This window comes from Fictibacillus nanhaiensis (genome assembly GCF_042686385.1).
GTDB lineage: Bacteria > Bacillota > Bacilli > Bacillales > Fictibacillaceae > Fictibacillus > Fictibacillus nanhaiensis.
The window spans coordinates 1,086,682-1,108,215 of sequence record NZ_JBHUPF010000006.1 but is presented as its reverse complement, the minus strand read 5'-3'; the positions used below and the strand labels follow the sequence as shown (position 1 = coordinate 1,108,215).

The 21,534-nt window shown below is 40.1% G+C and carries 16 protein-coding genes and 1 other annotated feature (1 of these 17 only partly in view); of the genes, 6 read left to right on the top strand and 10 right to left on the bottom strand.

What is annotated here, in order from left to right:
• Positions 1-20 (bottom strand) — a binding site (T-box leader); it reaches 202 nt to the left of the window's first position.
• Positions 21-144: 124 nt separating this feature from the next.
• Positions 145-3,021, top strand: a complete 2,877-nt coding sequence (locus tag ACFS5O_RS09165) for a transglycosylase domain-containing protein (RefSeq protein WP_205727067.1) — start codon at positions 145-147, stop codon at positions 3,019-3,021.
• A gap of 26 nt (positions 3,022-3,047) precedes the next feature.
• On the opposite strand, the gene acsA is transcribed toward ACFS5O_RS09165, so the two are convergent.
• Complete coding sequence (acsA, locus tag ACFS5O_RS09160) at positions 3,048-4,763, bottom strand: acetate--CoA ligase (protein WP_205727068.1); 1,716 nt, start codon at positions 4,761-4,763, stop codon at positions 3,048-3,050.
• Positions 4,764-4,923: 160 nt separating this feature from the next.
• On the opposite strand from acsA, the gene ACFS5O_RS09155 reads away from it, so the two are divergent.
• From ACFS5O_RS09155 to ACFS5O_RS09145, 3 genes are read left to right on the top strand one after another with little or no spacing between them, the layout of a single operon-like run.
• A complete protein-coding gene (locus tag ACFS5O_RS09155; RefSeq protein WP_205727069.1) occupies positions 4,924-5,556 on the top strand; it encodes a GNAT family N-acetyltransferase in 633 nt (210 codons plus the stop codon).
• A gap of 44 nt (positions 5,557-5,600) precedes the next feature.
• Entirely contained in the window at positions 5,601-6,251 is a 651-nt protein-coding gene (locus tag ACFS5O_RS09150) for an acetoin utilization AcuB family protein (RefSeq protein ID WP_205727070.1), read from the top strand.
• Positions 6,241-7,395, top strand: coding sequence for an acetoin utilization protein AcuC (locus ACFS5O_RS09145; RefSeq protein ID WP_205727071.1), 1,155 nt, complete (start codon positions 6,241-6,243; stop codon positions 7,393-7,395). Before ACFS5O_RS09150 ends, ACFS5O_RS09145 begins: the two co-directional genes overlap by 11 nt.
• Before the next feature lie 259 nt (positions 7,396-7,654).
• Here the strand turns inward: ACFS5O_RS09145 and ACFS5O_RS09140 are convergent, their stop codons facing one another.
• The 3 genes from ACFS5O_RS09140 to ACFS5O_RS09130 form a co-directional block, all read right to left on the bottom strand.
• On the bottom strand, positions 7,655-8,356 hold the full coding sequence (locus ACFS5O_RS09140; RefSeq protein WP_205727072.1) for a 5'-methylthioadenosine/adenosylhomocysteine nucleosidase: 702 nt from the start codon (positions 8,354-8,356) through the stop codon (positions 7,655-7,657).
• 21 nt (positions 8,357-8,377) lie between these two features.
• The gene (ccpA, locus tag ACFS5O_RS09135) at positions 8,378-9,379 is read right to left on the bottom strand and encodes a catabolite control protein A (RefSeq protein ID WP_205727073.1); all 1,002 of its coding nucleotides are present in this window, start codon (positions 9,377-9,379) and stop codon (positions 8,378-8,380) included.
• A 252-nt stretch (positions 9,380-9,631) separates the two neighbouring features.
• Positions 9,632-10,720 carry a bifunctional 3-deoxy-7-phosphoheptulonate synthase/chorismate mutase gene (locus ACFS5O_RS09130; RefSeq protein ID WP_205727074.1) on the bottom strand — a complete coding sequence of 363 codons (1,089 nt, stop codon included), beginning with the start codon at positions 10,718-10,720 and terminating at the stop codon, positions 9,632-9,634.
• Between the two features lie 109 nt (positions 10,721-10,829).
• Between ACFS5O_RS09130 and ACFS5O_RS09125 the strand changes: the two genes are divergently transcribed.
• Positions 10,830-12,983, top strand: a complete 2,154-nt coding sequence (locus tag ACFS5O_RS09125; RefSeq protein WP_318300260.1) for a cell division protein FtsA — start codon at positions 10,830-10,832, stop codon at positions 12,981-12,983.
• 28 nt (positions 12,984-13,011) lie between these two features.
• On the opposite strand, the gene ytxJ is transcribed toward ACFS5O_RS09125, so the two are convergent.
• From ytxJ to ACFS5O_RS09110, 3 genes are all read right to left on the bottom strand, one after another.
• Positions 13,012-13,350 (bottom strand): bacillithiol system redox-active protein YtxJ, encoded by a 339-nt coding sequence (gene ytxJ / locus ACFS5O_RS09120; protein ID WP_066396868.1) that lies wholly within the window; start codon positions 13,348-13,350, stop codon positions 13,012-13,014.
• A gap of 82 nt (positions 13,351-13,432) precedes the next feature.
• Entirely contained in the window at positions 13,433-13,849 is a 417-nt protein-coding gene (locus ACFS5O_RS09115; protein ID WP_205727075.1) for a YtxH domain-containing protein, read from the bottom strand.
• Entirely contained in the window at positions 13,850-14,305 is a 456-nt protein-coding gene (locus tag ACFS5O_RS09110) for a DUF948 domain-containing protein (RefSeq protein WP_066396872.1), read from the bottom strand. It lies immediately after the preceding gene.
• A gap of 177 nt (positions 14,306-14,482) precedes the next feature.
• On the opposite strand from ACFS5O_RS09110, the gene ACFS5O_RS09105 reads away from it, so the two are divergent.
• On the top strand, positions 14,483-15,595 hold the full coding sequence (locus ACFS5O_RS09105; protein WP_137788625.1) for an aminopeptidase: 1,113 nt from the start codon (positions 14,483-14,485) through the stop codon (positions 15,593-15,595).
• Positions 15,596-15,845: 250 nt separating this feature from the next.
• On the opposite strand, the gene murC is transcribed toward ACFS5O_RS09105, so the two are convergent.
• The 3 genes from murC to ACFS5O_RS09090 all read right to left on the bottom strand — a co-directional run bounded on the left by murC (position 15,846) and on the right by ACFS5O_RS09090 (position 21,459).
• Positions 15,846-17,153, bottom strand: coding sequence for a UDP-N-acetylmuramate--L-alanine ligase (murC, locus tag ACFS5O_RS09100; RefSeq protein WP_205727076.1), 1,308 nt, complete (start codon positions 17,151-17,153; stop codon positions 15,846-15,848).
• Positions 17,154-17,371: 218 nt separating this feature from the next.
• Positions 17,372-18,469 (bottom strand): nicotinate phosphoribosyltransferase, encoded by a 1,098-nt coding sequence (locus ACFS5O_RS09095; protein ID WP_205727077.1) that lies wholly within the window; start codon positions 18,467-18,469, stop codon positions 17,372-17,374.
• A gap of 299 nt (positions 18,470-18,768) precedes the next feature.
• The gene (locus ACFS5O_RS09090; RefSeq protein WP_205727078.1) at positions 18,769-21,459 is read right to left on the bottom strand and encodes a DNA translocase FtsK; all 2,691 of its coding nucleotides are present in this window, start codon (positions 21,457-21,459) and stop codon (positions 18,769-18,771) included.
• Positions 21,460-21,534: the final 75 nt, after the last annotated feature.

Genomic DNA, 21,534 nt, shown 5'->3' with positions numbered 1-21,534 from the left:
ATTCCTATCTTCGCTTTCAACATATAATAATCTTCATTTATTTTTACCACACAGATGAATTTCATGTCAATCTTCATCTCCAAAAACGGTGTTCTATCATAAATCGACCTTATGTTATAATACACGAGGGGGAGGGATTACCAAATGATGTCTCGTTTTGATGAATTGAAGCAAAACTGGGAGAAATTTGTCCACTTATTGAAGGAAAAAGGAATTATTCGAACAGCACGAATTACATATAACGTCACATGGAACATGTTCTTGATCGTAACTGTACTACTTATCCTAGGTGGGGTTTTCGCTGCAGGTGTTGGAGCTGGTTTCTTCGCTTCACTCGTAAAAGACGAACCTGTACGAGCACACACTTCTATGAAAGAAGATATTTATAATTATGAAGAAACGAGTACCGCCTATTTCGCTAACAAAACGTATCTAGGAAAGCTTCAATCTGATCTTGATAGACAAGAGATTAGTTTAAAAGAAGTTTCTCCTTATGTATTAAAAGCCGTTATATCAACAGAAGATCAATATTTTTATGAACATGATGGTGTTGTGCCAAAAGCCATATTCCGCGCCATGTTCCAAGAGTTTTCTGGTGCTTCTGTTGTTACAGGTGGTAGTACACTAACTCAACAGCTTATTAAAAATCAAATACTAACGAATGAAGTGTCTTTTGATCGAAAAGCAAAAGAAATTTTACTAGCGATGAGACTTGAGAAAGTACTCAAGAAGGATGAGATTCTAGAAGCTTACTTAAACATCGTACCTTACGGAAGAAACTCATCCGGTCGAAATGTCGCCGGCATACAAGCCGCTGCAGAAGGGGTTTTTGGAGTCCCTGCATCTAAGCTTAATCTTGCTCAATCTGCTTACCTATCTGGCCTTCCAAAGAACCCTTTCGTTTATACCCCTTTTAACAAAGGTGGAGAACAAAAGGAAGACATGACAGCAGGAATTAAGCGTATGCAAACTGTTCTTAGCCGGATGTTATCTGCTGGGTCCATAACACAAGCTGAATATGATGAAGCTATGAAATATGATATTAAGAAGAATCTTACAACGAAAAAGCAGTCTTCTTTTGAAAGATATCCGTACTTAACAGTCGAAATTCAAAGACGCACAGTAGAATTGCTTACAAAGCTGAACGCTGAAAAAGATGGAAAGAAACTAAGTGATTTAAGTGCTGAGGAATTAAAAGAGTATGAGGATAATGCACGTACTCAAGTTAGACAAAAGGGCATTAAGATTTTTACCACCATAGATCAAAAGATATACGATGATATGCAACAGGTAGTGAAGAATGATAATTTATTCGGACCTGCTAACCAATACGTGTATAACAGCAGAGGACAAAGAATCAAACTTGATAAGCCAGAACCTGAAGAAGTTGGTGCAACGCTAATAGAAAATAAGACAGGAAAAATTATCAGTTTTGTTGGTGGACGTGATTTTAACCGCGAACAAACCAACCATGCGATGAGAGCGCCTCGTCAAAACGGATCAACAATGAAACCCTTACTTGCTTATTCCTACGCATTGGAAACTGGTAAAGTTCAACCAGGCTCAATCGTTCCTGATACACCGATCGCATTAGGAACATGGAAGCCAAATAACTATGATATGGATTTTGATGGTCTCGTTTCAGTTCGACACTCTTTGAAAAAATCAAGGAACATACCAGCTATTAAATCTTATCAGCGTGTTGATCATATGAAGGCTACCGAGAAACTGATGCAGATGGGTGTAACGAGCCTTACGCAAGGTGATCGTACACAACCATCTATGGCACTAGGAGCATTGGGAGTCGGAATTACTGTTGAAGAAAACGTCAATGCTTTCTCTACCTTCGCAAACGGAGGAAACTTTGTTGATGCCTATATGATTGAGCGCATTGAGTCTAATGATGGTGAAGTCATCTACCAACATAAGAGTGAAGCAAAACCCGTTTACAGTCCTCAAACATCCTATCTGTTAATTGATATGATGAGAGATGTTCTGTCTTCTGGAACGGCTTCAGGTGTTCCTCGCAAACTAGCTTTCCAATCGGATTGGGCTGGTAAGACAGGTACAACAAATGGTGATAAAGACTCTTGGTTTGTTGCATCAAATCCTAACGTAACGTTCGGTGTTTGGATCGGTTATGATACCCCAGCTGACCTAGCAGGCAACACTGGACAAAGAAATCAAACGATTTGGGCACAACTTATAAATGCTGCATACAAAAATTCACCACAACTTGTGGATCCCGACAAGCAATTCGCAATGCCTTCAGGAATCGTGCGTCGTGAGATCTGTGGAATTTCTGGCAAGCTGCCTTCTGATCTATGCCGAAGTGCTGGACTTGTTACGACAGATTTATTTAACGCTAAGTTTACGCCTAACGAAGTAGACGATACACTAACCAAAGGTCGGTATGTGCTTGTAGGAGATGCGAAGTATAAAGCACTTCCTTCAACACCACAAGAGTTCACGAAAGATGGTGTATTGATCAAGGAAGAGTTCTTGCGTGAACTTGGATTAGAAGCACTCAACAAATTAACGAACACAACGAATCTATTGAACAACATTGTTCCGGAAAAAGAATTAAAAGAGAACGGCAAAGTTCCTTCTCCAGTTGCAGGCGCAAAAATGTCAGATGGCTTACTCTCATGGGCATCTCATGGAGAGAATGATGTAATTGGTTACCGCATCTATCACTCTTCAGATGGCACATCATTTAAGAAGATCGGCTCTGTGACTGCGGATAAAACTTCAGCCAAAGTACCTGCTGGAGTCGTTTATGTGACTGCAGTGGATATTGCAGGTAAGGAATCTCCTGCACAAACAAAAGTTCAAGTTGGTGAAAAGAAACCGCCAGCTGAACCACCTACTCCACCAACAGATGGAAATGGAGATGGAGGTAAGCCTGACAAACCACAAGATCCACCACCGCCACCAACTGAACCTTCTGATCCTGGCACAGGCGATCCGCCTCCAGCAACAACACAAAACAAGAATAAGAAAAAACCCTCGAATGGATAATTCGAGGGTTTTTCATCGTGTTTACATTAGTCTTCCATCGTAGAGAGATCACCCGTTGGTAGATCAAGTTCCCAAGCTTTAAGTACACGACGCATAATCTTACCGCTTCTTGTCTTTGGAAGCTTATCACGGAACTCAATTTCACGCGGTGCTGCATGCGCAGCAAGTCCTGCTTTTACAAAACCACGGATTTCCTCGATCAGTTCATCGCTCGCTTCATAACCAGAGCGAAGGGCGATGAATGCTTTAATAATCTCGCCTCGAACAGGATCAGGTTTTCCTATTACACCTGCTTCTGCAACAGCTGGGTGTTCGACGAGCTTACTTTCCACTTCAAACGGCCCTACTCGTTCGCCTGAGGTCATGATCACATCATCAATTCTACCTTGGAACCAGAAATACCCATCTTCATCCATATAAGCAGAATCTCCGGAAACATACCAGCCACCTGGCGTAAAATAAGAATCATATTTTTCAGGATTGTTCCAGATTGCACGCATCATGGACGGCCAGCCTTTTTTGATGGCAAGGTTGCCCATTCGATACGGAGGTAGGATGTTATCTTGGTCGTCAATGATCGCTGCTTCTACTCCTGGAAACGGTTTACCCATTGAACCAGGTTTGATCTCCATCGCTGGGTAGTTACTGATCAGCTGGCCACCTGTTTCCGTCATCCACCAGTTGTCATGTATGCGTAAGTTAAACACCTTCATTCCCCATCTCACAACCTCAGGGTTAAGAGGTTCACCTACACTTAATATATGACGGAGTGAGGACATATCAAATTTCTTTACTACTTCGTCTCCAGCACCCATCAACATACGAAAAGCAGTTGGAGCACTGTACCAAACCGTTACACCATAGTTTTCAATCGTTCCATACCAATCTTCAGGTGAGAAACGTCCACCACGAATCACACTTGATGCGCCGTTCAACCATGGACCGAATATGCCATAAGAAGTTCCAGTTACCCAACCAGGATCGGCCGTGCACCAGTATACATCGTCTTCTTTTAGATCGAGTACCCATTTTGAAGTCTGGAAATGCTGAAGCATCGCATTATGAACATGAAGGACACCTTTTGGTTTACCGGTCGATCCAGATGTGTAGTGTAGGATTAATCCGTCTTCACGATCTACCCATTCAATATCTAGATCTTTTGATGCATTATTCATACGATCGAAATAATTTACATACGGTCCCTCTTCTTTAACATCTTCTCCAACCAAAATAACATTCTTCAATTTCGGCAGTTGATCGACTGGGACACGCTCTAAGAGTGCTGGCGTAGTAACAAGCACTTTTGCCTCACTATCTTCAAGTCTGTCTCTTACTGCTCCCTCCATGAATGCTTCAAACAGCGGACCAACAATTGCTCCAAGTTTGATTGCACCAAGAAACGTAAAGTAAAGTTCAGGGGAACGCGGCATAAAGATGAAGACACGATCTCCTTTTTCAACACCAATTTGGCGTAACATATTACCTGCTTTGTTAGACATCTCTTTCATGTCTTTAAACGTATACTTCTCATCTCTGTTTTGATCTGAGAAATAAAGAGCTACCTTGTTTTTTCGATGGGATGCTGCATGACGGTCTATAGCTTCATATGCCATATTGACTCGTCCTGTCTTGTGCCAGGAGAATTCTTTTTCAATGTCTTTCCAATCAAATGCTCCGTATGTAGCCTCATAATCTTGTAGATTAAAATCACCTTTTATAATCGGAAGCGCTTCCAGTTTCATTGCTAAATCTCCCTTCCCTTATGAATATCTCTTTAATTATATCATATTATCTAAATTTTTTAACTTATTAGAACTATCTATAAAAACGGTCATGTAAACCCTTACAACAACCTTTAATGATGTATAATAGAAGTTGGAAACCAACCTAGGTGGTGTAAAAATGAAACATACCAAAACATACAACTGTGTAGCACTAAAGACGAGTCATGGGACGATTACAGTCGAAGGACCCGTATCAGCCCAAACATTAGAAGGTCTTTATTTTCATGAAGATTTAAAAGCATTTAGGCCGGCAAATGAACAAAAGAAAGCTGTAACTGAAATTGCTAGACTACCAGAAGGAAGAATCATAATCGCCAAAAATAAAGATACCGTTATCGGTTATGTTACATACGTCTATCCAGATCCGCTTGAACGTTGGTCTGAAGGAAACATGGACAATCTATTAGAATTAGGTGCGATTGAAGTCATACCTGAATATCGGAACTTTAAAGTTGGAAAAACACTTTTAAAAGTATCCATGATGGATGATGCCATGGAAGACTATATCATTATCACAACAGAATACTATTGGCACTGGGATTTAAAAGGAACGAAACTATCCGTTTGGGATTACCGAAAAGTCATGGAAAAAATGATGAATGCAGGCGACCTGGAATATATGGCAACAGATGATCCTGAGATCAGTTCGCACCCGGCTAATTGTTTAATGGTCCGCATCGGAAAAAGAATTGACTTAGACACGATCCAGCAGTTTGACCGATTACGTTTTAAAAATCGTTTTATGTATTAATTCAATCAGTAGACGAGAGAGAAAACAAATGGGAGTGTTACGATATGATCGTTCAAAATATGATGCAAAAGAATGTTGTAACGATTCATGAAAACGAAACGATCGGTACAGCCATTCAGTTAATGCTTGAGAAAGATATTCGAAACTTGCCGGTGATTGACAAAAATGGAGACTTTCTCGGCCTTGTTACAGATCGTGAAGTAAAAGATGCGAGTCCTTCTATCTTTCATCAAAATGAGCACCCAGAAGATTTTGAGAAACCGGTTTCCAGCATAATGAAACAAGCTATCTTTTCCGCTCATCCTTATGACATTGCAGAAGAACTTTCCACGATCTTTTATGAACATAATGTTAGCTGTATACCAGTGTTGGAAGAGACGAAGTTAGTTGGATTAATTACCGAACGTGAGATGCTACATGCCTTTATCCTTTTAACAGGTACTCATCAACCAGGATCTCATCTAGAAGTTGTGGTACCGAACGAAGCTGGTGAATTGGCAAAGGTAGCGAGTGTCTTGAAGGATTTCCACTTGAACATCAGCTCGGTCCTCGTCTATCCTTCTCATAATGAGAGAGAAAAGATTATTGTATTTCGCGTAGGAACGATGAACCCGCTTCCAGTCATCGAACACTTAATTGACAACGGCTATGAAGTCAAATGGCCACCTGTACCGGGTGAACACGATGAAAAATGATTCTGTTTTTGTTTATTCATCAGACCTTTTAGGATATAAGTTCAGTGAGACGCATCCATTCAACCAGCTTAGAGTACAGCTAGCTTATGAGCTGTTAAGAGATTCAGGTTGTTTGGAGGACGAACAGATTATTAAACCTAGACAAGCAACAGATGAGGAGATCATGTTGATTCATGATCCAGGGTATGTGGAAGCTGTAAAGCAGGCTGGAAAAGGACAGCTTAATCGAGAGATCGCTCTAAATTATGGACTCGGTACAGAGGATACACCCATTTTCCCAAACATGCATGAAGCGAGCAGTTGGATTGTCGGTGCCACTCTTACAGCTGTAGATCACGTAATGGAAGGAAAATCAAAGCATGCTCTTAGTCTAAGTGGAGGGCTTCATCATGGGTTTAGAGGAAAAGCTTCTGGGTTCTGTATCTACAATGACAGCTCCATTGCGATTGAATACATGAAACGTAAATATAAAGCGCGTGTATTGTATGTTGATACAGATGCTCATCATGGTGATGGTGTACAATGGGCTTTCTATGATGATCCAGATGTTTGTACCCTTTCCATCCACGAAACAGGGCGCTACTTGTTTCCTGGAACAGGATCGATTCATGAAAAAGGAGCGGGAAAAGGATATGGCTTTTCTTTTAATGTTCCAGTCGATGCCTTTACTGAAGATGAATCCTTCTTAGAGTGCTATGAAAAGAGCTTGTGGGAAGTTGCAGAATTTTTCAAACCGGACGTTATCATTACCCAAAATGGTGTTGATGCTCATTACTACGATCCTTTAACGCATTTATCTGTAACGATGAAAACGTATACAGAAATTCCAAGGATCGCAAAGAAAGTCGCTGAAAAATATTGCGGAGGCCGCTGGATTGCAACAGGCGGTGGCGGTTACGATATTTGGCGTGTCGTTCCGAGAGCGTGGTCCTATTTATGGTGTGTCATGAATGATCAAGCACCTTCCGGACAAATCGCAGAGAACTGGCTAAAGCGTTGGACGAGTGAAGCGAAGCACCCTCTTCCTCCTACATGGGAAGATGAATCCGGAATCTATAAACCGATTCCAAGAAAAGAAGAGATCACATCAAAAAACAGAGCAACATTGGAAAAGTGCTTGTATTCCATTAAAAAGAGTTCATAAAGAGAAGAGGACTTTATCGTTTAGTCCTCTTTTTCTATGTTTTTAAGCCTGAAAATAGCTGTAGAAGACAAGCATTTTAATGTTTATGTTCATAATTTCACGGTAATCGAAAATATATCCACGGTAAATCGAATTAATTTCACGGTAATGTAAAATAATTTCGCGGATAAAAACTTTTAACCACTTTTCGACAAAACCATTAGACCCACAACAAAAAAACCGACCCATCCATTGACGGGTCAGTTCCTCTAAGTTACATCTATAAGGATTCGATAATGGTCTCTACCATGTCCGACGAACGGCGCGCCGCTAAAGCGGTAAATTCGGCAAAGCTAGCTGGTGCTTCACCATTTGCTTTATCAGAGATCGAACGGATGATCACGAATGGTACTTCATTTAAAAATGAAGCTTGTGCCACTGCTGATCCCTCCATCTCGATACAAGTTCCATTAAAGAGAGCAGAATATACTTCAACCAGTTCACGATCAGCGATAAACTGATCACCGCTTAGTACTTTTCCGATTCTCACTTGAGGTCCTTGTAACCGTTCTGCAGCAGCTTCTGCCAACTTTACTAACTGAGCATCAGCTTTAAATTCAGAATCAAACGCAAACATTGGGATTGTTCCTTTTGGAAAATCAGGGCTTAATGCAGAAGCATCCATATCATGCTGCATCGCACTAGATGAAATGACAATGTCTCCTACTTCCAGTTCAGGATCAAGTGCACCTGCTACTCCTGTGAAAAGAACATGAGTGACTTGAAAGCGATCGATAAGAATCTGAGTGGTAATCGCTGCGTTAACTTTCCCTACGCCAGACTTACATAGAACGATCTCTTTGTTGTGATGTGTGCCTTCATAAAACTTATTTTGAGCAAAAACGCTTTCCCCATAGATATCCAGTGCTTCTTTCATATAAACGATTTCCTCGTCCATCGCACCGATGATGCCAATTCTCACTTCGCCCACCTCAACACTTCGTTATTGTTTTGTAGAATCTCTGAATTGAATACGATGAGGCAATACTACCGTATGTTCTTCAACCGTTTCTTTGTTCATCAATTTTGTTAACAAGCGCATCGCTACTGCTCCGATATCATACATCGGTTGAACGACTGTTGATAATGTTGGACGAACCATCGTAGCCAGTCTTGTGTTATCGAATCCAATTACTTCAAGATCTTCCGGCACGCTCAAACCTCTGTCTTGTGCACCGTGAATTACTCCTAATGCCATTTCATCCGTACCTACAAAAACAGCTGAAGGTTTGTTTTCACTCTCTAGAAAGCTTTCGATCGCTTCCATTCCAGAATCATATGTGTATTCACCAACGAATACTTGACTCTCATCAACCTTCTTACCATGTTCTTCTAACGCTTTACGGTAACCATTGAACTTATAATAGCCGTTGATTGGGTCTTCTAGTGGTCCTGTTACCATCGCTACAGAAGAATGACCTTTTTCAAGCAAGTGAGAGACCGCTTCATATACCGCATTTTGATAATCAATGTTTACAGATGGGACTTCTTCGTTCATATCCACTGTAGCTGCCATAACGATTGGAACAGCTGCACGCTTGAATTCTTCTACATGCTCTTCAGTAATTTTTCCGCCCATGAATACAATTCCATCCACCTGCTTACCTAATAAGGTGTTTAAAAGATGGATTTCTTTTTCCTTGTTTTGATCAGAGTTACAAAGGATGATGTTGTATTTGTACATGGTTGCAATATCTTCAATCCCACGAGCTAATTCTGCAAAGAAGATGCTAGAGATATCTGGGATGATAACACCGACCGTTGTTGTTTTCTTGCTTGCCAGTCCTCGTGCTACTGCATTCGGGCGGTAACCTAACCTTTCGATCGCTTCTAGTACTTTCTTTCTAGTAGATGGCTTAACGTTTGGGTTTCCGTTAACAACACGAGAAACCGTTGCCATTGAGACACCTGCCTCACGAGCTACATCATAAATTGTTGTATTCAAAAAAAATCCTCCTTATATACTGCATATCCGACAGCTATGTAATGCTATTATCATACGATAAAGTAGTAAAGTAGGCAACGAATAGAGACATGTTTCACTATTTATTCATACATTAAAAAAAGAATAAAATAAAATGCACCTATTTTACTTATTTTTGGCGAAAATAGGCAGAATCATACACTTTTTCAGAGTGGTTAGTGATATTAAAAAAACCGGCAGCATCTATTCCAAAAGCTGACCGGTTCTTTATTCTTACACCATCTGATTCAGTTTAAGAAAACGAGAAGAAACCAGTTCTTCGACAAATTCTTGAAATTCTTCGATGTTCATCTGCTGTGCAGCATCCGATAAAGCTACGGCTGGGTCTGGATGCACTTCTGCCATAACTCCATCCGCTCCGATGGCAAAAGCAGCCTTTGCAGCAGGAAGAAGCAAATCTTTTCTTCCGGTTGAATGTGTGACATCTACAAATACAGGCAGATGTGTTTCTTGTTTTAATATAGGAACAGCCGTAATATCCAATGTGTTTCGTGTTGCTCGTTCATACGTTCTGATGCCTCTTTCACAAAGGATAATCTGTCCGTTTCCTTGGGACATGATATATTCAGCGGAGTTAATGAACTCATCGAGTGTTGCAGCAAGACCCCTTTTTAATAGGACAGGCTTATTGAGCTTTCCAGCTGCTTTTAACAGCTCATAGTTCTGCATGTTTCTAGCCCCAATTTGAATGATGTCCAAATAGTCACAGGCCATTTCCAGATCTTGTGGATGCACAATTTCACTGATGACAGCACAATTGTATTCATCTGCTACTCTTTTGAGAATCTGTAATCCTTCTACACCCAAACCTTGGAAATCATAAGGGGACGTTCGGGGTTTGAACGCTCCACCTCGTAACAGCCTTATGCCATTCTTCGTTACAGCATCGGCTACTAAAGCGGTTTGTTCATAACTCTCTACAGCACATGGTCCAGCAATTAACAGTGGATTTCCGTTTCCAATCTCCTGGCCTTTAATAGAAATCACCGTGTCTTCAGGCCTTTTTTTTCTCGATACAAGGAGTTCTTTTTTGTGATTCACTTCTTGTAGTTCGAGACCTGCTTTAAATATCTCTTTAAACAGATGGTGAAGCGTACTCGTTTCAAAGGGCCCTTCGTTCTCTGAAGAAACGAGATCTAACATATGTCTTTCTCTTACAGGATCGTACTTCTTCATACCTTGATCGGATTTGATCTTACCGATTCGCTGAACAAGTTCACCTCGTTTGTTGATCAACGCTAACAATTCTTTATTTACTTCATCGAGCTCGGTTCGTAACGTGTTTAACTCTAGATGATTCATATAAGAGCACCTCAGTATTTATATAATGTAAGAAATATGATACATTTCTAATAATTAGGACGTTTATAAGACTACCTATACATCTATCGTAACAAAAAGAGGTGCCTTCGTGGACAAAAATCTTTTATTCGCACTAGATATCGGGACACGTTCCGTTGTTGGTATGATTTTAAAGCAACATGAAAACGGAAAGTATGAGATTTTACATAAAAAAATGATCGAACATGAAGAGCGTTCTATGCTTGATGGTCAGATTCACCATATCCCAGCTGTTGCCAGAGTGATCCGAACGATAAAGAATGAGCTCGAACTTGAAGTCGGCCCACTTACAAAAGTTTGCGTTGCAGCTGCAGGACGAGCTCTTAAGACCGTAAAAGGTCGTTCTGAAAAAGACCTTTCACTTGGTGATATCTCTTCACAGGAAGAAGTAATCCATATGGAACTTGCAGCTGTTCAACAAGCTCAATATCAGTTAGCCAGCTTATTAGATGAGAACTCAAATCTACTCTACGATTGTGTTGGATATTCTGTCCTTCACTACTATCTAGATGAGCATGAGATCGGGAGCTTTATCGGTCAGCAAGGTAACAGAGCTAGTGTGGAAGTAATCGCTACTTTCTTACCAAGAGTCGTCGTTGATTCTTTAATGAAAGCTCTAGACGAAGCAGGACTTGAGATGGAAGCACTAACGCTAGAACCAATCGCAGCCATCAATGTACTGATTCCGTCTTCTATGAGGAAGTTAAATGTAGCTCTTGTAGATATAGGAGCTGGTACTTCAGATATAGCGATTACCGCACAAGGAACAGTTATTGCTTATGGGATGGTTCCGATTGCAGGTGATGAAATTACAGAAGCCGTCAGTTCTGCCCTTTTGCTAGATTTTCCTGTAGCTGAACAGCTTAAACGTTCGTTAACAGAAAAGACGGTTGTAACGTATACAGATATCTTAGGGTTTCCATCCCAAAAAGACACATCTGAAGTGATCTTGACGATCGAGCATTCGATAGAAAGTTTAGCAGATGGGATTACACAAGAAATTCTTCGGTTGAACGCCAAAGCACCACAGGCGATCATGCTCGTGGGAGGCGGCAGTCTAACCCCTCAATTACGGGAGAAAGTGGCCGAAAAACTAAGTTTGCCTATTGAACGCGTAGCGATACGCGGCCTTAACGCAATCCAATCCTTGATCCCTTCATTAAAAGAAGAAGGTCCTGAACTCGTAACGCCTGTAGGAATTGGGATTGCTGCTAAAGAAAATCCCGTTAAATATGTAACGGTTTCTGTGAACGGAAAAACAATACGCTTATTTCAGGTGAAAAAACTAACGATCGGTGATGCATTGATTGCCGGAGGAGCTGACCTTTCAAAACTTTACGGTAAACCAGGAATGGGATTGATGGTCCGATTGAATGGTGAAGTGAAGATGTTTAAAGGAAAGATTGGTTCAGCCCCATCTATTGAAATGAATGGTGTTCCATGTACGCTGTCAGACGAAGTCTTAGAGGGAGCTACCATTCATTATGAAGCAGGGCATAACGGGGAGGACGCTGAGATCTCGATTCGGGAGGCTTTTGATGATCATTCTGTAAAAACGTTATGGGTTAACGGCGAAGAGGAGACGTTTGAAACTCATTATTATATAAATGAACAACGTGTAGGCCTAAATACGTTCATACGTGATAGAGATGATTGTTATTATCGCTTCCCTTCAACCCTTTCGGATATCTTCGATCTAAAAGGATGGAATACAGAAACGAAACGTTCTCATTTTACTATTTTTGTAGATGGTAAGCCTCTTACCCTTCCAACAAAGCTCACTGATTCGGTTCATCTGAACGATCAAAGTGTTCATCACCATACATCATGGAACGATGGTGACCGATTGGTATATCAACGCGTAGAAGAAGAACAAGTAACTTTAAAACATATAACAGATGCTCTTTACCTAAATCTGCATCAGTCATGTACGGTTATTTTTAACGAAGAAGAACTAACTCTTGTCCGGCCACTCTATAGCTTTTACCGAGAAGAAGAGAAGCTTCGTATGGATACTGTTCTTCATGCTCAGGAACGGCTAGTGATGAAGAAAACCGATCAACAACCGTTTATTTTTCAGGATGTTTTTACAAAAGTAGAACTTACACTTCAACCAAAGCCTGGCGAAAGCTTGATTCTTTTAAAGAATGGTGAAAAGGCAGGCTTTCAAACCGAGATTCAAACAGGTGATGAACTTCTTTTAAAATTTGAAGTACTTGTTTAGAAACGAAGAAAAAAAGCGTAGCCATTGGCTACGCTTTTGTTTTTTCATTCGCTTGTGCAAGCTTTTTATTTGTGATGTTCCAATGTGAATCGTGCCAAACCACGTTATTCCCATCGAAGATTAAGACTTGGGGTGATTCGTGCTTCACTCCTGTTTGCTCTGCAATCGCATTGCTCAGTGATCTTGCATCTTGAACGTTCAAATAATATAACGTTTCGTTCTCGTTATCCGCTGCAAACTTTTGAAATTCTTTAAAAGCTTCATGACTCACAGGGCATGTTGTGCTGTTCTTCATGAGAATAATACGATTTCTTTGCTCTTTTACTAGATTCCAATCTTGTTCGTTTTGTAGTTGGATAAGTGACATATCGATTTCTACCTCCATTATAAAAAGAAAAGAAAAAGAAACAAGTTCTTTTTCTTATCTTTTCATATTCATACAATACTTATCAATATTTTTGCTCTACTAATTCCTGTTCATTTGCAGGATCATAATCCAAATGACCTTCTTCTTGAATATCATCAGTAATTTCGCCATACAGCTCAGACGCATTTTCTTCTTCTTTCGCGCGCCACTTATCGATATCTTTGCGAAGGTTTGAAGTAAGATCTTTTACCTTTGTCGCAACTTGATTCGATTGCTCAGACACTGTCTTCACAATGTTTGAGGATTTTTCTCGAGCCAAATGAGAGAATTCGTTACTTTTATCCTTTAAATAAACGGCTTGTTCATTCAGATCGCTTCGCAATTCTTTCCCTGCTTTCGGCGCTAATAATAACGCTGCAGCAGCTCCTAACATACCACCAACAAGAGCACCGATAATAAAATCTTTGCTATCAATGTTTTGATTGTTGTTGTTGCTCATTTACACTCCTCCTCTAGAATATTGTCTTTGTGTTGTTTCAACATTGGATTTTTTGAGTTTGTATTTTTCCCATAAATTCAATGCTGCATTTCCCCATTGAACCGCTTGCGATATTTGTTTAGACTGTCGCTCTGTTTCAACCGTAATCTGGTCTGTTACTTTGCGAACAGATTGGTTCACCTTTTGAACGGATTGACCGAAATCTTGAACGGCAGAGAACACGTTGTTAAGTGAATCTGATTTCTTTTGAACATCCTCGGCTAACTGGTTTGTTTTATGTAGCAAATCGGTTGTCTCGCGCGTTACGCCATCTAATTGCTTCTCTAGACTTTCTAGCGTTACCGCGACATGATTGAGGGTGATTTGTAAAGATTTCAAAGCCCCTGATAAAAAATAAACGAGTACGACAAATGCAACTGCGACTAGTGCTACACTGATTGAGATAATGATATCCATTATTCGAGACACCTCCTGAAAGTATATTATTGCTTTTTCCCGAGTTTTAATCAAAGAAAACGTGTTTTTTAATAGTATTCTTTGCCACTTCATTAAAATCCTTTTCTAGAACATTACAAATTGTTTAAATTAAGTTAAAATAAAGAAGATATCAAATATATAGGGGGCTTCTTCAACATGAGAGATCCAAGAATTCAACAACTGGCAAAAAACTTGATTACATATTCCGTTAATCTGCAAAAAGGTGAAAAAGTATTAATTGAAAACTTTGGGCTACAAAAAGAACTTGTAAACGCACTTGTTCAAGAAGCATATGCTGCTGGCGGTTTTCCATTCGTATTACTTAAAGATCATTCGGTTATGCGCGCACAATACACTCAAGCAACAGAAGAACAGATGGAGATGATCGCGAAGCACGAAGGTGATCTGATGAACCAGATGGATGCTTATATCGGTCTTCGTTCTGGTGATAACATCAACGAAATGTCTGATGTTCCATCTGAAAAGATGGCGCTTTATGAAAAAACGATCTTTGCGATGCACCGTAAGATTCGTATCAAAAAGACAAAATGGTGTGTGCTTCGCTATCCAAACGCTTCTATGGCACAATCTGCGAGCATGAGTACAGAAGCGTTCGAAGACTTTTACTTTGAAGTATGTAACCTTGATTATGGAAAAATGGATGACGCGATGACTGCGCTAAAAGATCTTATGGATAAGACGGATAAAGTTCGCATCACTGGTCCTGGAACAGATCTATCGTTTTCGATCAAAGATATTCCATCCATTAAATGTTCAGGACAAAACAACATACCTGATGGTGAAGTGTTTACAGCTCCCGTGAAAGACTCCGTAAACGGAACGATCTCGTATAACACGCCATCTCCATATAACGGCTTTACGTTCGAAAATGTGCAGTTAACGTTTGAGAACGGTAAGATCGTAAAAGCGACAGCAAACGATTCTGAGCGTATCAACAAGATTTTTGATACAGATGAAGGTTCTCGTTATGTAGGCGAGTTTGCGATTGGTGTTAACCCGTTCATCAAGCATCCGATGAAAGATATTCTTTTCGATGAAAAGATCGACGGCAGCTTCCACTTTACGCCTGGTCAAGCTTATGAAGAGGCTTATAACGGTAACGAATCAAACATCCATTGGGATATGGTCATGATTCAACGTCCTGATTACGGTGGCGGAGAGATTTTCTTTGATGACGTGTTGATCCGTAAAGATGGTGTTTTCGTTCTTCCTGAATTAGAGCAATTGAACCCTGAGAATTTAAAGTAATACTTGTAGAAAAGCTCATGTAAGTAGTTGATTTCCGTTCCAGGATGCTCGCTTTCCGGGGGGCGTGCGGTGAGCCTCCTAGCGCTCTGCGCTGTTAGGAGTCTCACCTGTCCCGCTGATCCCCCAGGAGTCTCCCACCTTGCACTACAATCAACTTATCAATGAAGCATAAGCCTTCGCAGGTATAAACTTTCACGAATTAATCAAAAGAAAATACAAAAAAAGACTTGCCGTCCGGCAAGTCTTTTTCTTATGGTTTTGCAGTCAGTGTTTCTTCATATGCTCTTTGGAACTTTTGAATATCTCCAGCACCCATGAACAATAAAACACCATCTTTGTATTTTTTTAGTACATCCACTTTATCTTCTGTAATCAATTGTGCGTTAGGGATTTTTTCTATCAAATTTTCGATTGAAAGATTCCCAGCATTCTCTCTTGCAGAACCAAAAATATCACACAGGTAAACATGGTCTGCTTCACTTAGGCTTGCTGCAAATTCATCTAAGAACGTCTTTGTTCGTGTAAAAGTATGTGGTTGGAAGATCGCTACCACTTCACGATTTTTATACTTATACTTTGTCGCTTCAATCGTTACTTTAATCTCTGTCGGGTGATGAGCATAGTCATCGATCAAGATTTGATTCCCAACTGATTTTTCAGAGAAACGTCGTTTAACGCCCGTAAAGCTTTTCAATTGCTCTTTAATGATATCCATAGGTAATGTTTCATAATGACAGATCGCAATGACTGCCAGTGCGTTCAATACGTTATGTGTACCGTACCCTGGAATCTGGAATGTCCCATAGAACGTGTTGCGTACGAATACATCAAATGTCGTACCTTCATCACCACGGTTCACATTCTTAGCTTGAAAATCATTATGATCACCAAAGCCATAGAATACAACGGGCACTTGTGCATGAATCTCTTGAAGATTTGCATCATCACCACATGCGATAATCGCCTTTTTCACTTGCATCGCCATCGATTGGAATGCACTGATTACATCTTTTAAATCTGAAAAATAATCAGGATGATCAAAATCAATGTTTGTGATAATCGCGTAATCCGGGTTGTACGATAAGAAATGTCTGCGATATTCACATGCTTCAAACACAAAGTATTCGCTGCCTTTGCTTCCTTTACCTGTTCCATCACCGATCAGATAAGAAGTAGGCTTTGCTGCACCGACTACATGTGCTAATAAACCTGTTGTTGACGTTTTTCCGTGAGATCCTGTAACTGCAATTGATGTAAAGTTAGATAGATACTCTCCAAGAAAATGGTGATATCTATGAATAGGTATATTTTTTTCATTCGCCTCTTGAATCTCTTCATGTTGTTCGCCAAAAGCATTACCTGCGATAATCGTTTGACCTTCTTTAACGTTGTTCTTGTCAAACGGTAACACCGGGATGTTTTTTTCTTCAAGTGCTGTCTGAGTAAAAATAAATTGTTCAATATCTGAACCTTGAACATCATGACCATTGTCATGAAGAATTTGTGCCAACGGGCTCATTCCTGTCCCTTTAATTCCAATAAAATGGTATTTTGTCATGTATAGCCCTCCACAAAAAGAACACCTTCTAAAAGGCCTATTTGTATTATTATATGCCTGCTGTCTGAAACGGTTATTTATGCACATTCAGGCTTGATTCGGAATACTTGAACCATTATAGCAAAGTTATTGTCCAATCACCATGATAGACAAATGATAAAAGTCTAATAGAGCTTTTTATCTATTTTAACCAAACTTCTCCAAAAAATAGATAGCTGTTATTCCACTAGCTCTAATCTTGGGTTATGGCGATAGATCCTTCCTGCTTTTGCTTGATGTTGTTCGTTCATCATCACATTATCACCAGTAAATCCAATATTGATCTTTAGTAGATTACTACCTACCCCATAAATATCTACAGGTACTTTTTGTTCTTCAAACTGCTCAATTCTCTCTTTCGTAAATCCACCGCTAACAACAATTTTAACATGATGGAAACCTTCTTCATCTAAAGCTTTTCGAAGTGCAAAGATCAGTTCTGGATTCACACCTCTTGGATCAAACGACCCTAGTACATCAGGGTTTCTAAAGAAATATTGATCGACCATCGTTCGTGAAGTATCAACCCTTACCCCTTTTAACGTTTCTCCAAACTCTCTCGCTACTTTTAAAGCATCTGTTATCACGTCATTGTTATAGTCAACGAGTGAGATCAGGTCGTCTTCAGGGTATTTCGCGTGATAAGCTTTCGTAGCTTCCACAATGTCACCATTAAAGATTTGAATGAGAGCGTGTGGCATCGTACCCATACCTTGTTTGCCCCACCATTCATTCATCGCATGTGTAGCCTGAGCGGTTGAACCACCAATATAAGATGCATAACCATCTCCAGCTTGTTGTGCAAAATGATCATCTCGGTCGCCCATAAAGATGACCGGCTTCTGTACGCCTGATTTACTAGCAGCTTTTACAACATTATAAACATTCGTAGCTACCGATGTTCTTCTGGCTAGAATTCCATCGATCATTCCTTCTAAGAAACCAAAGTTTTGATACGGCCCCTTAATCGTTAACACCGTTTCAAAAGGAGAGATTTTGTCTCCATCTTTTAAAGAATGAATCTCAAGAGAGTCAACATCCTTAGCAAATGTTTTAATAAGTGCGATCGCTTCATCTGAACCGCAAAAGACAGCGTCACTTTTTTGAAAGAACTGCATCGTTACGATATTCTCAGGTTTAAATGATTCTACAATCTCACATGTTTTAAGAAAATAAACAGCAGAGAACCAACCTTCTCTGATCCGTTCGTCAAATTTAAATGTTTTATTCGTGAGCCGCTTGATTTTTCCTTGCAGCTTTAATTCTATTTCTTTCATTACTTTACTCCTCATGACTTTTTCCAAGGTAAAAAGAAGGGAACTATTCCCCACACTATAATAGCGAACAAGGCACAATAACTCAAGAAAATCATTTAACAGATACCTTTTGGCCTTATCAAGACAGTGTAAAATCGGAAATTTGCCGATAAAAAGTTATATTCCCCGTTATAATCTTTTTCTTGCCGATATCATTTTATTTTTGCCGGCATCCTAAAATTCTAATAATGCAGGATTTCTATACATCACCAAAAAAAGAGCCGTTGCAGGGCGTCCCCTGCAACAAGCTCTTTCTCACCTTACTCTACACCACTATATAAACGATTTTCTAGTTCTTCTTGTGTAAGAAGAACATGTCTTGGTTTACTTCCCATCGTTTCAGAGACAAGGCCGAAACTTTCCATCATGTCTACCAATCTTGCTGCTCGGTTATAACCGATTCTAAATCTACGCTGCAAGCTAGAAGAGGATGCTGCCCCTACTTCGATAACGTAGTAACACGCTTCTTCAAACAGTTCGTCTTCTACTTCTGTGGTTTGCTGATGCTGAATCAGTTCTTCACGAGTGAAAAGATATTCTGTCTGATACTCTTCTTTTACGTAACGTGTCACTTCTTCAATTTCTTCATCAGACACGTACGTTCCTTGAATACGAACCGCTTTGTTCGATCCATTCTCCATAAAGAGCATATCGCCTCGTCCTAATAACCGTTCTGCCCCACTCATATCTAAAATGGTTCGTGAATCAATCGCGGACGAAACGGCGAATGCTGTACGAGTCGGCACATTAGCTTTAATCAGTCCCGTGATAACATCTACTGATGGACGCTGTGTTGCAAGAAGAAGATGAATACCGCATGCTCTTGCTTTCTGAGCGATTCGGCATATTGCTTCTTCTACTTCTTGCGGTGATACCATCATAAGGTCAGCCAACTCATCAATAACTACAACAATGTACGGCATCTTGTTTTTATAATGTTGCTCTTCTTCCATCTTTTGATTGTAACGCTTTATCTCTCGTACACCTGTTTTTGCAAACTCTTCATAACGACGCTCCATTTCCTCCACTGCCCATTTTAAAGCAGCTGTTGCTTCTTTTGCGTCTGTGATAACAGGTGTTACTAGGTGCGGAATATGATTGTATGGTGCGAGTTCGACCATCTTAGGATCGACGAGCAACAATCTCACATCTTCCGGCTTTGCTTTATACAGCAAGCTTACAAGTATAGAGTTGATACAAACGCTCTTTCCAGATCCCGTCGCTCCTGCAATTAGGCCGTGCGGCATCTTTTGAAGATCAGTCACTACCGGTGCTCCTGAAATGTCTAACCCGAGAGCAACGGTCAGAGAGGATGCTGAATCCTTAAATACATCATCTTCAATGATCTCACGTAAATAAACAGCTCTACTATGCTGGTTCGGCACTTCTATACCGATTGCGTTCTTTCCTGGAATCGGCGCTTCGATTCTTATGTCACGAGCAGCCAGGCTAAGTTTTATGTCATCTGTTAGGTTTGTGATCTTGTTTACCTTTACACCTGGTGCAGGCTGAACTTCAAAACGTGTAACTGCAGGACCTTTTGTCATGTGAACCACTTTTGCATTCACATTAAAGTTATCCAGTGTTGACTGAAGGGTTTGCTTTTGTTCGTTTAACCAAAGATCATCATCTTCGAGTGAAATCTTTGCTTTATTCAATAGAGACAAAGGTACGTATAACTGATTTTGGACAGCTTCAGCGCGTTGATGAATATTGAATTCGGTTCTTGGTGTTTGACTGCTTTCTGATTTTTGAATTTCTGGTTTTGAAACAGGACGTGTTAATGACTTCCTGTCTTTTTTTAGCATCAACACATTGAAAGGAACGAATTGACCGCCACTTTTTGGAACTTCCTTCTTTGGCTGTGTTTCTTCAGTAACTACATTTTCTTGTACTTGCGTTTCTTCTACAATACTAGGAGCTATTTCTTGAACAGGTTGCATTTTAGGTCTTTCGGTGCGTTTCTCAGCCACTTCAGATCCTTCAACAGGTTCAATCATTTGATTCTCTTTCTCAACATTTAAAGAGTGATCCTCATGATTTTCTTCTTCTGACACATACACGTCTTCGGATTCAACAATCATTTCAAGGGACTCACTATGCCCCTCTTCTTCCACTATATCTCGATTATCTTTTACAGGTATTTCCTTTTGATCAACTAAACGATGGTTTGATTCCTGCAAAATACTATTCTCACTTACGATCTCTTGTGAAACTATCACGTTTTCTGTGGTTGGGGCAGGAAGAACTTCTTCAACATTCTTTAAAAGTTCTTCTGTCACAGAGTCCTTTTCTGGGATATCTCTACCGATAAACAGGATACCTTCTGGCTTTCTCTTTCCATATCCGTATACAGGGGAAGGAACGTCTGTAGGTGTAAACCTCGATTTCACTTCAAGAGATGTTTCCTTTTGTTCAGGATTACTTTTCACATCATTTTTATTTCTTCTCTCGTATCCGTAAACAGGTGAAGGAACATTTGATGCTTTGAATGCTTGTCGTTTTGGTTCTTGGTTAAAGCCAGATGTTGTACCTTTAGATCTTCGACTCTCATTTTGAATCGTACGTTGCTCTCGAACAGGACGTGCTTCTTGGTATGATTTCTCTTCTCTACTGGAATCTTTATACGGGTGTGTCTCATTCTGCGGATATGTATGTCGTTGTGCAACTGGTTTTGCAATCTTTTCATCTGGAATCACAGGAAAACGAAATGGTGCATTCTCTGGATACTTATGCAGCATTTTTGCAGGATGCTGTATATTTGATTGAGACGGTTTCCTTCCATTGCTTGCAAAAGGAGCTGGCTTCGTCTTCTGAGTATTCTCCATTCTTTCAGGAGATTGCTGTTTTTTTACAGATTCCTGACTTCGGGTTCTTTCTTCCTCATAGTAGGAATCATCTTCATTTTCATCGTCAAAAAACGTGTTCATCAATTTTTTTATCCAACTCATCTTCTCACCTATTTCTGTTGGTTGTTTCTTTATTGTAGCGAAAATAGAAGAGAAACAATAGTCTAAATATTCATC

Bases quoted from the DNA above. Each gene is read 5' to 3' on its own strand.
- ACFS5O_RS09165 (WP_205727067.1), top strand. From the start codon at position 145: ATGATGTCTCGTTTTGATGAATTGAAGCAAAACTGGGAGAAATTTGTC.
- acsA (WP_205727068.1), bottom strand. From the start codon at position 4,763: ATGAAACTGGAAGCGCTTCCGATTATAAAAGGTGATTTTAATCTACAA.
- ACFS5O_RS09155 (WP_205727069.1), top strand. From the start codon at position 4,924: ATGAAACATACCAAAACATACAACTGTGTAGCACTAAAGACGAGTCAT.
- ACFS5O_RS09150 (WP_205727070.1), top strand. From the start codon at position 5,601: ATGATCGTTCAAAATATGATGCAAAAGAATGTTGTAACGATTCATGAA.
- ACFS5O_RS09145 (WP_205727071.1), top strand. From the start codon at position 6,241: ATGAAAAATGATTCTGTTTTTGTTTATTCATCAGACCTTTTAGGATAT.
- ACFS5O_RS09130 (WP_205727074.1), bottom strand. From the start codon at position 10,720: ATGAATCATCTAGAGTTAAACACGTTACGAACCGAGCTCGATGAAGTA.
- ytxJ (WP_066396868.1), bottom strand. From the start codon at position 13,350: ATGTCACTTATCCAACTACAAAACGAACAAGATTGGAATCTAGTAAAA.
- ACFS5O_RS09115 (WP_205727075.1), bottom strand. From the start codon at position 13,849: ATGAGCAACAACAACAATCAAAACATTGATAGCAAAGATTTTATTATC.
- ACFS5O_RS09110 (WP_066396872.1), bottom strand. From the start codon at position 14,305: ATGGATATCATTATCTCAATCAGTGTAGCACTAGTCGCAGTTGCATTT.
- ACFS5O_RS09105 (WP_137788625.1), top strand. From the start codon at position 14,483: ATGAGAGATCCAAGAATTCAACAACTGGCAAAAAACTTGATTACATAT.
- murC (WP_205727076.1), bottom strand. From the start codon at position 17,153: ATGACAAAATACCATTTTATTGGAATTAAAGGGACAGGAATGAGCCCG.
- ACFS5O_RS09095 (WP_205727077.1), bottom strand. From the start codon at position 18,469: ATGAAAGAAATAGAATTAAAGCTGCAAGGAAAAATCAAGCGGCTCACG.
- ACFS5O_RS09090 (WP_205727078.1), bottom strand. From the start codon at position 21,459: ATGAGTTGGATAAAAAAATTGATGAACACGTTTTTTGACGATGAAAAT.